This window comes from Pseudomonas fluorescens, from assembly GCF_000968015.1.
Taxonomy (GTDB): Bacteria; Pseudomonadota; Gammaproteobacteria; order Pseudomonadales; family Pseudomonadaceae; genus Aquipseudomonas; species Aquipseudomonas fluorescens_W.
This window is the reverse complement of the sequence record NZ_LACH01000014.1, coordinates 97,318-109,501: the sequence shown is the minus strand read 5'-3', so window position 1 is coordinate 109,501 and position 12,184 is coordinate 97,318. Positions and strand designations below refer to the sequence as shown.

General features: G+C 59.6%; 12 protein-coding genes. 2 read left to right on the top strand and 10 right to left on the bottom strand.

The features are described from left to right. Positions 1 to 216: 216 nt before the first annotated feature. The gene (locus VD17_RS08045; protein WP_046053385.1) at positions 217 to 474 is read left to right on the top strand and encodes a hypothetical protein; all 258 of its coding nucleotides are present in this window, start codon (positions 217 to 219) and stop codon (positions 472 to 474) included. A 155-nt stretch (positions 475 to 629) separates the two neighbouring features. Here the strand turns inward: VD17_RS08045 and VD17_RS08040 are convergent, their stop codons facing one another. The 5 genes from VD17_RS08040 to norR form a co-directional block, all read right to left on the bottom strand. After that, on the bottom strand, positions 630 to 1,379 hold the full coding sequence (locus VD17_RS08040; RefSeq protein ID WP_046053384.1) for a YkgJ family cysteine cluster protein: 750 nt from the start codon (positions 1,377 to 1,379) through the stop codon (positions 630 to 632). An 81-nt stretch (positions 1,380 to 1,460) separates the two neighbouring features. Beyond that, positions 1,461 to 1,787, bottom strand: coding sequence for a hypothetical protein (locus VD17_RS08035; RefSeq protein WP_046053383.1), 327 nt, complete (start codon positions 1,785 to 1,787; stop codon positions 1,461 to 1,463). Between the two features lie 180 nt (positions 1,788 to 1,967). Next, complete coding sequence (locus VD17_RS08030; RefSeq protein WP_046053382.1) at positions 1,968 to 2,426, bottom strand: GNAT family N-acetyltransferase; 459 nt, start codon at positions 2,424 to 2,426, stop codon at positions 1,968 to 1,970. Between the two features lie 27 nt (positions 2,427 to 2,453). Beyond that, entirely contained in the window at positions 2,454 to 3,356 is a 903-nt protein-coding gene (locus VD17_RS08025) for a chemotaxis protein CheV (protein WP_008147551.1), read from the bottom strand. 233 nt (positions 3,357 to 3,589) lie between these two features. Beyond that, positions 3,590 to 5,140, bottom strand: coding sequence for a nitric oxide reductase transcriptional regulator NorR (gene norR / locus VD17_RS08020; protein ID WP_046053381.1), 1,551 nt, complete (start codon positions 5,138 to 5,140; stop codon positions 3,590 to 3,592). A 156-nt stretch (positions 5,141 to 5,296) separates the two neighbouring features. On the opposite strand from norR, the gene hmpA reads away from it, so the two are divergent. Further along, positions 5,297 to 6,478, top strand: coding sequence for an NO-inducible flavohemoprotein (hmpA, locus tag VD17_RS08015; RefSeq protein ID WP_046053380.1), 1,182 nt, complete (start codon positions 5,297 to 5,299; stop codon positions 6,476 to 6,478). Between the two features lie 128 nt (positions 6,479 to 6,606). On the opposite strand, the gene VD17_RS08010 is transcribed toward hmpA, so the two are convergent. The 5 genes from VD17_RS08010 to VD17_RS07990 form a co-directional block, all read right to left on the bottom strand. Then, positions 6,607 to 7,263 carry a helix-turn-helix transcriptional regulator gene (locus VD17_RS08010; RefSeq protein ID WP_046053379.1) on the bottom strand — a complete coding sequence of 219 codons (657 nt, stop codon included), beginning with the start codon at positions 7,261 to 7,263 and terminating at the stop codon, positions 6,607 to 6,609. Positions 7,264 to 7,355: 92 nt separating this feature from the next. Next, the gene (locus tag VD17_RS08005) at positions 7,356 to 8,483 is read right to left on the bottom strand and encodes an NAD(P)/FAD-dependent oxidoreductase (protein WP_046053378.1); all 1,128 of its coding nucleotides are present in this window, start codon (positions 8,481 to 8,483) and stop codon (positions 7,356 to 7,358) included. A gap of 167 nt (positions 8,484 to 8,650) precedes the next feature. Then, complete coding sequence (locus VD17_RS08000; protein ID WP_046053377.1) at positions 8,651 to 9,598, bottom strand: ornithine cyclodeaminase family protein; 948 nt, start codon at positions 9,596 to 9,598, stop codon at positions 8,651 to 8,653. Between the two features lie 126 nt (positions 9,599 to 9,724). Then, positions 9,725 to 11,212 (bottom strand): ATP-dependent RNA helicase RhlB, encoded by a 1,488-nt coding sequence (rhlB, locus tag VD17_RS07995; protein ID WP_046053376.1) that lies wholly within the window; start codon positions 11,210 to 11,212, stop codon positions 9,725 to 9,727. Positions 11,213 to 11,310: 98 nt separating this feature from the next. Then, the gene (locus VD17_RS07990) at positions 11,311 to 11,967 is read right to left on the bottom strand and encodes an alpha/beta hydrolase (protein WP_046053375.1); all 657 of its coding nucleotides are present in this window, start codon (positions 11,965 to 11,967) and stop codon (positions 11,311 to 11,313) included. Positions 11,968 to 12,184 lie beyond the last annotated feature (217 nt).

The window sequence follows — 12,184 nt, the reverse complement described above, 5'->3', positions numbered from 1 at the left end:
TCGGCCTGTTGAGTGGTGAGGAGCGGATGTGCGTTGAATCCTTGTAGGAGCGAGCGATGCGGCGACCCGACTTGCCCGCGAAGATGTCAGGTCAGTCAGCACAAAACCCGACGGACTCGCTTGTAGCTTGAAGCTTGCAACTCTCTACACAGGTATACTGCCGCCTTTCGCGGCTCGCTGACCGGGCCCGACTCTATTGCATCACCCGGAGCTTTCATGACTTCCCCGACACAACCGCCGGTTGCCGACGCTTTGAGCGACGACCAGGCAGACCTGCCAGACAGCGTCGACTCCAGCGCAGACAGCGAAACCAAAGCCGAGATCTCGGCGTTCAAGTTCCCGTTCAAGCCGGGCGACCTGGCCGCAGCGAAGAACGCCAGCCAGCCCTGGTACAAGAACGGCGCCAAGAACGGCCATACCAAGACCCCGGGCGCAGCGCCTCCCGGTACTCGTCGTTCGATGGGTAAGCGCTGAGTTTTAAACTCTGTAGTGCCTGATCTATCGCCTTCGCGAGCAGGCTCGCTCCCACAGTTGATCTCAACAGGACACAGATTTTGTGTACGACGCAGATCCATTGTGGGAGCGAGCCTGCTCGCGAAAGGGCCATAACAGGCAGCGCATCCCTTGGATCAAGCCGCCCGCAACGAAATAAACGCATAGTTCACTGGCGTATCCGTCGCGACTTGCGCGCCCGCCGCCTGCACTTGCCCGGCAATGTCCTCACCCGACACATGAAACAACCAGTCAACGCCTGACTCAGCCAATGGCTGCGCCGCAACCTGATCGATGACCATCGCAAACGCCATCATGTCCGGCAGATAAGCAGTAAACCCATCGCCCTTCAACGCTGTAGTCCGAATCCCCAGCAACGCGCAAATCGCATCCTTGGTCTGAATGTCATCGCGATCCGCCTGACGGGAGCGCTGGATTAATCCGACCAGTTCCTGATCCACCAATTCCCCCCCCACAATCAGATCCGGTCCCTTTTCCCACGACTCGGGCGGACATTCCTTTACGGCAGTGTTCAGGGGAATGTGCGGATTGATTTCCATCGGGTAGATGCGGCACACCAGCGGCCGGCGTTCGTAGATGCTGCAGCGGTTGTCCTCGTCAAGATTCCGGCAAGGACCGACGTTGTAGGCGGCAAAGGTGATGGCTATGTACGCCTCGGATGCGCCGCTTCGAACCCGCACAGAACGGCGTTCGGCGTGTTCGCGTTGCTGCACTGGCAGGCCCAGGCCATTGCCCAGGAAACCTTCCACCAGCACGATCACCTGACCGCCATCGGCCGCCCACATCCGGGCTTCGGGCAGGGTCAGGGGCACGTGGTGGTCGTTGCAGCATTTGCCACAACCTACGCAGGAAAACGTCGTATTCATTGAACGACCAGTCGCATAAAAGGACATGAAACGGTGACAGAATGCCGCCGCAAAGGCCTATCGAAGCAAGTTATGCGCCAGTCACTGCGCCTTGGCGGTGGGGCGGATGGAGTCCCATTCGGTGACGTAAGCGGTTTTGCTTTTCTTGTTGTAGAGACACAGTTCGGTGCCTTGCTGGCCTTTCATGTGTTTTTGCGGGTATTGGCCTTGCAACAGAAGTGCGGTGTAGCCAACCCGGTCATCGAACTGTGCGGCGTTGCCCACGGGTTTGGCATTTTTCAAGCCGCTGGCCTTAGTGCAACTGGCGAGCGCCGCTTTGTCGTAAGCGGCCCAGGCGTCGGGGCTGGAGGCGTGGGCCTGGGTGGCGAGGGCGGCGAGACAGAGGAGGGTCAGGCTTGCTGCTTTCATGGGTTCGGGCATCCTTGGAGGTGTTTTGGCCAAGGTTGGAGTATGCCTGATGGTTTCAGGTTGAATGTGTCGGCCCCTTCGCGAGCAGGCTCGCTCCCACATTTGCTCTGCCTAGGACACAGATTTTGTGTACGACGCAGATCCATTGTGGGAGCGAGCCTGCTCGCGAAGGGGGTTGTGTCAGGCCGGAACCGGTTCCCGGCGGATCACACGCATTCCGGCGTTTTCATACAAACGCTGCGCCCGAAGGTTGTCTTCCAGCACCTTCAAATCCACAAAACCTTCGCGTCGTTGCTGAAATATGCTGAAAGCATGAAGTAGAAGCGCGCGTCCTAATCCTTGCCCCTGAGCCCGTGGATGCACCACCAGGTTCTTGATATAGGCGCTGGTCCAGCACTGGCACACGCCGACAATACCTTCGGCATCCAGAGCGATGAAGCACAGACTCGGATCATATTCAGGGTCGGTTTCAAAACGCTGTTGCCAGACGTCGAGTGCCGGCACGCGACCGCCACCTTGCTGATAACCCAGTTCCATCAAACGATGAACGGCTTCTGCCAGTTCGGGGCGGTATTCGCTGAGGACAATTCCCTGAGGCCAAGTGATCGCAGGCACAACTTCAGCGAGGTTGCGCCGCATCAGAAAGCAGAAGTCCTTGCTCAAGCCTCAATGACCTTGTTCAGCGACAGCCTTGGCTGCTTCGATCAGGCACTTGGTCAGTTCTGGCGAGGAGAACTTGGTCAACACCGCGTTCGCGCCGGCAAGACGGGCCTTTTCGCTGTTCATTGCACTGTCCAAAGAGGTGTGCAGCAGCACATAGAGGTGCGAGAAGTCCGGGGTTTCGCGCAGGGTTCGGGTAAATGCGTAACCGTCCATCTCCGACATTTCGATGTCCGAGACGATCAGGTTGATCTGCTGGGCCGTGCCTTGCAGGTCCAGCAGGCAGTCGATGGCTTCCTTGGCACTGCGGGCGGTGTGGCATTGCAGGCCGAGGTTGCGCAGGGTGTGCACCGATTGCTGCAGCGCCACCTGGCTGTCATCGACCACCAGAATCCGCGCGTTGCCGAGCACTTCGGCGTCTTCCATGCTCAGTTCGGTCGGGGCCGTTTCGATCTGTGCCGGGGCGATGCCATGGATCACTTTTTCGATGTCCAGCACCTGTACCAACGTGCCGTCGACCGAGGTTACGCCAGTGATGTACGAGCGCACGCCGCCAGAGCCAAAGGGCGGCGGACGAATGTCGGTGGTCAGGCAGTGGACGATCTTGCTCACGGCTTGAACGTGCAAACCCTGCTTGGAACGGCTGACATCGGTGACGATCAGGCAGCCACCATTCGGGTCTTCCAGCGGTCGTTCGCCGATGGCACGGCTGAGGTCGATCACCGACAACGAGGCACCGCGCAGGGTGGCGATGCCTTTGACGTGGGGATGCGACTCCGGCAGCTTGGTCAGCGGCGGGCAGGGAATGATTTCACTGACTTTTAGCAGGTTGATCGCCATCAGCTTGCCGCTGCGCAAGGTAAACAGCAGAAGCGAAAGTGAATCTGCGCGGGCTTTGTTTGAAGACATAAAAACCTTCTGTGGAAAAAGGTGATGGGCGACCGCGAGGATCGCCAACAGCTATCGATGCCGGGTTATCGACTTGTTGCGGGCAGGCTTTAGCTATTCAGGTGAATGGTATGACGCTATCGTCGGAACGCCGCCCGGAGCAAGCTCGCTCCCACAGTAGATTTTCGTCGAACACAATATCTGTGTCTCATGAAGGATCAATTGTGGGAGCGAGCTTGCTCGCGATGGGGCCTTCACTTCATGCCCAATCGCTTGGCCATTCTTCCAAGATTCGCCCGATCCAAGCCTAGCTCACGCGCCGCACTCGCCCAATTGTTATGGTGCCGTTCCAGACAGGCGTCGATCAGTCGACGCTGATAATCCTCGGTCGCCGCCCGCAAGTCTCCCGAGACCAAAGCAGCAGGGCTGACAGGGACTGGCTCAGTTGCAAGCTCAACGCTGCCATTAGGCAAATCCAGATCCGCCGCGCTCAAACTGAGAATTTTCGGCCGCTCCTTGCAGTTACCCAGCGCCTTCAAGGCACTGCGGCCAATCAAGTGCTCCAGCTCCCGCACATTGCCCGGCCATGCATACGCCAGCAATGCAGCCTGTGCATCGCTGTTCAGGCGCAGGCTGTTGAGGCCCATGCGTGAACGGTTCTGCTCGAGGAAGTAGCCGCTGAGCAGCAACACATCCCGACCACGATCCCGCAGTGCCGGCACCAGCAACGGATAAACGCTCAGGCGGTGATAAAAGTCGGCACGGTAGCGGCCGCTGCGCACTTCCTCGGCCAGGTCGCGGTTGGTCGCGGCGATCAGACGTACGTCCACCTGATGTTCTTTATCCGACCCCAATCGCTGCAATTGACCGCTTTGCAGGACTCGCAGCAATTTGGCCTGGACGGTCAGGGACAGCTCACCGACTTCATCGAGAAACAGCGTGCCGCCATTGGCCAGTTCAAACTTGCCGCGCCGATCGTTCATCGCGCCGGTGAAGGCGCCGCGGACGTGGCCGAACAATTCGCTTTCCACCAGCGTGTCCGGCAGCGCGGCGCAGTTGAGGCTGATGATCGGCTTGTCGGCCCGGGGCGATGCGGCGTGGATGGCTTGGGCCACCAGTTCCTTGCCGACCCCGGTTTCGCCGGTGATCAGCACGGTAAGATCGCTGCCGCCCACCAGATTGATTTCTTCCACCAGCCGTTTGTGGGTCTTGCTCTGGCCAATCAACTCGCGGTTCTGCTGGCCGCTGGCTTGTCGGTAAACCTCGGCACGCTGATGTTCGTCTTCGACACGATTGGCCAGGCGTTCGATGCGCTCGGCGGCGTTGACCGTGGCGGCGGCGAGGCTGGCGAAGGCTTCCAGGGCGTCCAGTTCGATCGGTTCGAAGCGCTCCGGATCGAGTGCGTCGAGGGTCAGCAAACCCCACGGACGTTCGTCAATAAACAGTGGGCAACCCATGCAGTCGTGGACTTCCAGATGATCATCGAGGCCATCGATCAGGCCGTCGTAAGGGTCGGGCAAGTCGCAGTCGGCAGCGAAACGGGTCGGGCCGTGGCTGCTGAGCAGCGCTTCGAAACGTGGGTGTTCGCTGACTTTGAAGCGTCGGCCGAGGGTGTCGGTGCTCAACCCGTCGACGGCCAGTGGCACCAGCCATTCGCCATCAAGGCGCAGTAGGGCAGCAGCATCGCACGGGAGCAAGGCGCGCATGGCTTCAAGCAAGCGCCGATAACGCTCGCTTTCGGGGAGTTCGCGGGACAGGTCGGCGACCAGTGGCAGCAGGGTGGTGAGCAAGGCTTTTGCAGTCATAGTGACTCCATGTAGTCGGTATGACTATAAGTCAGTGTGTGTCGATATGACTATAAAGAATTTAACTTGTTGATTTATAACGTTTTAATTATTGGCACGGAAACTGATAAATACAAGGCAGTCAGTTAGCAATCCACGTAGATCAGGAGTCGCCTTATGCTTAGCGTTCAAGACCGTGCAATCGTCAAATCCACCGTGCCCTTGCTGGAAAGCGGTGGCGAAGCTTTGATCACTCATTTCTACCGCATGATGCTGTCCGAGTACCCGGAAGTCCGCCCGCTGTTCAACCAGGCCCACCAGGCCAGCGGTGATCAGCCGCGCGCCCTGGCCAACGGTGTCTTGATGTATGCGCGGCACATCGACCAGCTCGATCAGTTGGGCGACCTGGTGTCCAAGATCATCAACAAGCACGTGGCCCTGCAGATCCTCCCGGAACATTACCCGATTGTCGGCGCCTGCCTGCTGCGAGCCATCTCCGAAGTGCTGGGCGACGAGATCGCCACACCTGAAGTGATGGCCGCCTGGGGGGCTGCTTACGGTCAATTGGCCGACATCCTGATCGGTGCCGAAACCAGCATCTACGACCAGAAGGAACAGGCACCGGGCGGCTGGCGCGGGGCGCGGGAATTCATCGTGGTAGCCAAGGTCGAGGAGAGTGCGGAAATTATCTCGTTCTACTTCGAACCGGCTGACAAAGGCCCGATTCTGGCGGCAGAACCCGGTCAGTACATCGGCATGAAACTGATCCTCGATGGCGAAGAGATTCGTCGTAACTATTCGCTATCGGCCTTGGCCAACAAGGGCCAGTACCGGATCAGCGTCAAACGTGAAACTGGTGGCCGCGCCTCTAACCATCTGCACGATCAACTGCATGTGGGCGCCAGCATCCAACTGTTCCCGCCATCGGGCGAGTTCACCCTGACTGACAGCGACAAACCATTGGTGCTGATCAGCGGCGGCGTCGGCATCACTCCGACGCTGGCGATGCTTGAAGCGGCGCTGGCGACCGAACGGCCGGTGCACTTTATCCATTGCGCACGCAACGGTAGCGTTCACGCCTTCCGCGACTGGATCGATGGCTTGGCCGAGCGTCACCCGCAACTCAAACGCTTCTATTGCTACGACGAAGATGATGGCGTGAGCCCGGCGGCGCACAAGGTGGGACTGTTGAGCCAGGAGCAACTGGGCGAGTGGTTGCCGCAGCAGCGCGATCTGGACGCTTACTTCCTCGGACCTAAAGGCTTCATGGCGGCGGTAAAGCGTCACCTCAAAGCGCTGGGTGTACCTGAGAAGCAAAGCCGCTACGAATTCTTCGGGCCGGCTTCGGCGCTGGAGTAACGCTGTGGCGAGGGAGCTTGTCGGAACGCCGCATCGTCCCGCTGGGGCGCGAAGCGGTCCCACTCTCTACCTGAAAAGAAGGGGACCGCTGCGCAGTCCAGCGGGAGCAAGCTCCCTCGCCACAGGTTTCAGCTCTTCAGTTCTTTCAAATGTTTGTACACCGTTGCCCGCCCCATGTTCAGCACGTTCGCCACATAGTTGGAGGCGCTTTTGCCTTTGAAGGCGCCCTCGGCGTGCAGTGCCAGCACCAGTTCGCGTTTATGGTCACGGGTCAGCAGGTTCAGGCTCAGCTGACGTTCGCGAAGCCAGGCGTGGAGGAAGGTGTTGATCCGCTCCTGCCAGTCATCGCGAAACAGTGAGTCCGGTTGCGGAATCAACTTGCTCGGCGACAGGAACAGGTCCAGCGCGGCCTTGGCATTTTCGAACAACGAAATATTCAGATTGATGCACAGCACCGCCAGCGGATGACCTTCACTGTCGCGCAGCACGCTGCTCAGGCTGCGAATCTTCTGACCATCCCAATTGAGCTTTTCGTACGGCCCGATGTTTCGTTCGCTGATCTCTTCGCTGAGCATGTCCCCCAGCGCCGAGTCATCACCAATTTCCCGTTTGGACAGGTTGTTGGCGATGTAGTCGACTTTTTGGGTGCGCAGGTCATGCAGCACCACCTCCGCGTGAGGAAAGAACAACGTAGCGATGGCATCGGCGATCGCGCGGAAGTTATCCAGCGGCGAGCTCTTCAGTGCAGAGTCATCACCGGCCGGTTCTTGTTCTTGGGCGTTCATAAAGTGCAGCTCCAGACAGCATCAGCGCCCCGTCAAAAAAGGGCGCTGGAAGTTTGCCGCAATCGTGTCGACACGTCACCTGCGTCCGAAACTCAGCCCAGTCGCGAAGGGGAAAGCATCTGGGTGTTCAGACCGAAGCGAGTCAGTTGCTCGGGCAAGGCTTCGCAGCGTACCAGTGCAGCGCTGGCCTGGCCCATGGCCGGCGAGGTCTGGATGCCATAACCGCCTTGTGCCGCTACCCAGAATAACCCCGGCACCTGCGGATCGAAACCGGACAGCAAATCACCGTCGCTCACGAAACTGCGCAAGCCGGCCCAGGTGCGGGTCGGACGGCGGATGGTCAGGGTGGTGGCTTCTTCGATCTGGTAGATGCCCATCGCAATGTCCAGCTCTTCAGGCTGCACGTCGTGTGGTTCCACCGGGTCGGCGTTGGCTGGCGAGCCGAGGAACATTCCGGCGTCGGGCTTCATGTAGAAGGATTCGTCGAGGCTGACCAGCATTGGCCAGTGGTGGATGTCCACGCCCTCGGGGCCGGCGAAGATGAACGCCGCACGGCGCTTGGGTTGCAGGCCCAGTGGCTTGGCTCCGGCCAGCTCGCCGATTTTGTCGGCCCAGGCGCCTGCCGCGTTGATGATGATCGGGGCGCTGAAGGTTTGACCGTTGGTTTGCACGTGCCACACACCTTCGGCGTCACGGGTCAGGCCCATGACTTCGCTGTCGGTATGAACTTCACCTTTGTTGCGTCGGATACCGCGCAGGTAACCCTGGTGCAACGCATCGGTGTCGATGTCGCTGGCGGTCGGGTCGTAAATCGCACCATGGACTTTTTCCCGACGCAGGATCGGCAGGCGCACGCAGGCCTCGTCGGCGCTGAGCAGCTGCATCTCCGGCACCGTGGCTTTGGCACTCAGGTATTGATTGTTCAGCTCGTCCGGGTCGCCGGTGAAGTCCACGGTCATCTCGCCACGCGGGGTCAGCAGCGGGTGTTCGCAGAAACCGGTCGGCGGCGCGTCGAAGAAATCACGGCTGGCCTGGGTCAGCGCCCGAACTTGCGGAGTGCCGTAGGCGGCGGTGAACAGCGCCGCTGAACGTCCGGTGGAGTGGTAGGCCGGATGGGACTCGCGTTCGAGCACGATCACTCGGGCGTGCTGCGACAACCAGAAACCGGTGGAAGCACCGGCAATCCCGCCGCCGATGATGATGAAATCTGCCTGGCTCATGAACGTCTCCTGATGGGGCGTAAATGCCGAAATTGTAGAGATCCCCCTGTGGGACTGTAGGAGCTGTCGAGTNNACGAGGCTGCGATCTTTTGACTTTGCTTTTAAGGCAAGATCAAAAGATCGCAGCCTCGTTTCACTCGTCAGCTCCTACACAGGGTTTGTGGTGTTAGTGCTGTAGTTGGTAGATGGCATTGGCCAGTGCAATGTCTTCCAGGCCCAGACCGATGGAGCGGAAGAACACATGGCGGTCATAGCCAGGGCGCTGGACTTTTTCGCTGAGCAGATCCGGCAGGTCGCCGATGATCGCGTTTTTGTCCCAGCCATATTGTTCACCGGCAATCAGCATTTCGCCGGCCGAGCCCGGGGTGGTCAGACGATAGTCACAGAACACCTGCATATCATTGAGGCTCTGCGGCGGCACTTCGTGGGCACGCGGTGCGTTGGTGCTGATCGAAGTGATCAGCGCCGGTTTGCTCAAGCTTGACGGGTCGATCACCGGCCCTGCGGACGAGGTGCAGAGCATGATGACATCGGCGTCTTGAACGGCTGCTTCACGGCTGTCGACGATGGTCAGGCGAGGATCGAGGCTTTTGAGTTGTGCCAATACTTCGGGATTCTTGTCGCTCAGGCTCGGCGAGTAGAGGCTGATGCTCTGCCAGTCGCGCAGACTTTTGACGTAGTGCAAGTGCGCTTGGGCGACTTTGCCGCTGCCGATGATCGCCAGGCGTTCGGCCTTGAGCGGGGCGAGAGCGTCGACCGCCACGGCGGTTGTTGCAGCGGTGCGAGCAGTGGTCAGTTCGCCGGCATCGCAGAGCAGCAACGGCTGGCCGGTCTGCATCGACATCAGCAGCGTCCAGGCGGTCACCAGCGGGCCTTGTTCACGCACGATGTACGGCGAGGTCTTGACCCCGTAAACGCCGTCTTCGGCCAGTACGCCCAGGTAGTTGATGAAGTCACCAGCGCCCTGCGGGAATTCCACCAGCTGCTGCGCAGGTTGCACGGCTTGCCCGGCGGCCAGGTCGAGGAACAGCTTGCGCAAGATCTGCGGCACGTCGACCTGCGCCAGCAGCTCGCGGGCCTGAGGTTGGGTGATCACGTAAGGCGTACTGGACATGGTCGGCTCCGGGAGCTGGAAGTAAACTAATTTGTCCATTATGGACTTTTAGTTGTGTCGATCAATCTCCGGACGAAAAAAAAGCGCAGTCCGTTTCCGGCTGCGCCTCTTTTAGTGCGACCCGCGTTATGGGCGCTTGCGCTCAACCGCCCGCAATAGATGCGTCGGTGGCGTTTCACAGCTGATCTTGCGACCCAGCAATGCTTCGATGGACGGTAGCTGATACGAGTCATCTTCACCGGCAAAACTGATGGACACGCCATCGGCGCCGGCACGACCGGTACGACCGATGCGGTGCACGTAGTCGTCCGGGACTTCCGGCAGCGTGAAGTTGATCACGTGGCTGATGCCGTCGATGTGGATGCCGCGACCGGCCACATCGGTGGCGACCAGGACGCGGATCTTGCCTTCGCGGAAACCTTCCAGGGTCTTGATGCGCTTGTGCTGAGGAACGTCGCCGGACAGCTGCGCGGCGTTGACGCCATCGCGCACCAGGCGTTCTTCGATGCGCCGCACTTCATCCTTGCGGTTGGCGAACACCATCACTCGCTCCCAACCGTTGTCGTTGACCAGGTTGTAGAGCAGTTTGTATTTGTCGGCACCGGCCACGGCGTAGATGTGTTGCTCGACGTTTTCGCTGGCCACGTTCTGCGACTCGATCTCGACGATCGACGGGTCGGTGGTCCATTGCTTGGCCAGGTTCATCACGTCTTCGGTGAAGGTCGCGGAGAACAGCAGCGTCTGACGCTCGTTCTTCGGCGGAGTCTGGCGAATGATCTGACGCACTTGCGGGATGAAACCCATGTCGAGCATCCGGTCGGCTTCGTCCAGGACCATGACTTCGACCATGTCCAGGTGCACGTCGCCGCGCTGGTTGAAGTCGAGCAGGCGGCCCGGGGTGGCCACGAGGATGTCGCAATGACGGGCTTCGAGGTGCTTGAGCTGCTTGTCGAAGTCCATGCCGCCGACAAACGTCATGACGTTGAGGCCGGTGTATTTGGTCAGGTCGGCTGCGTCCTTGGCAATCTGCACCACCAGTTCACGGGTCGGTGCAATGATCAGCGCCCGCGGCTCGCCCATGTAACGCTCTTTCGGCGGTGGGGTTTGCAGCAACTGGGTGATGATCGAAATCAGGAATGCAGCGGTTTTGCCAGTGCCGGTCTGGGCGCGACCGATGGCGTCTTTGCCCGCGAGGGTAAAGCCAAGCACCTGCGCCTGGATCGGCGTGCAATACGGGAAGCCCAGGTCCTGGATGGCGTGCATCAGTTCAGGGGCGAGTTTGAAATCGTGGAAACGGGTTTTGCCTTCCTGGGGTTCGACGGCGAAGTCTTCGAGTTTCCAGGGGATAACCGGTGCTTTTGGCTTCGGTTCGCGACGCGGTCGGGCAGGTTTTGCAGCTTCGCTGATCGGTTCTTCAGAGGCCTGAGCCTCAACGGGTTGGACGGCCGGTGTGGTCGTCGGCTCGTGCTTCGGTACCGCTACGGTTGCGGTCCGGCCAGACTGATTACCGTCGGTGCGGTGGCTGGGATGGTGAGACGGAGCGCTGGAGACTGGCGCGAGCTGCTCAGTCTCGCTTTTACCGAACATTTTCTTGAGTGCTTTGAGCACGGTCATCTCATCAATTGGTTAAGGAATATACGCCGGCCAGTGTAATGCAAGAATCGGGCGCGGCGTAGTGGGATGGATCAATGGGCTGCTTTTCACATAAACAGTTAACGCAAGCGCTCGGCGAGCCAGACACCAATGTCGCGAATCTCCTCGGGTAACACTTCGTGGCCCATTGGGTATTCCTGCCATGTCACGGTGACACCATGCTGCTTTAAATACTCGTAAGCGGTGCGGCCCATGGAGTTTTGAACGACGTCATCGTACTGGCCGTGTAAAGACAGTACGGGAATGCGCTGCTGGCTGGCGGAAAGCTCCAGTTCATCGCTGAAGGTCGGTGCATAGGTCGAGAGGGCAAGTACGCCCCCCAGCGGTCCCTGCCATTTCAGAAACGCGGTGTGTAACGCCATCGCGCCACCTTGGGAAAAACCTGCCAGGAATATCCGCGAGGCGTCTATTCCGATGGCGCGCTCCACTTCGATCAAATTGACGATCCTCTGCGCCGACTCTTCCAGCTGCTCGCGGTTGATCGCGCGCGCGGGGCTCATGGCCAATATGTCGTACCAGCTTGGCATCTCGTAACCACCATTGATGGTCACGGCGCAGGTCGGTGCCTGAGGGAGAACGAAGCGGGTGGTCAGCAGGCTTTCCTGCAACGCCTCGGCCACCGGCAAGAAGTCGTAGCGATCGGCGCCCAGGCCGTGCAGCCAGATAACGCAGGCATCTGCGGGCTTCACGGGCTGAAGAATCAAGGGCTCGGTCATGGTTGCTCCAATGTTGTGCAGGCGCTCTCATTGAGTGCGAGGTCTGAGGGCGCGCCTGGTTGATCAGTTAATAAGATGTCGCAAGGCTACAAGTTTTGCTATTGACCTGTCGCGTAATCGCTTCAGCGAGCGGTCTGGTACGGGCTTTGCTATGGGGAAACGGTGCAACCCATCTCGCGCCTTGCGGTAACACTATCAGTGTACTGCTGGCGGTGGG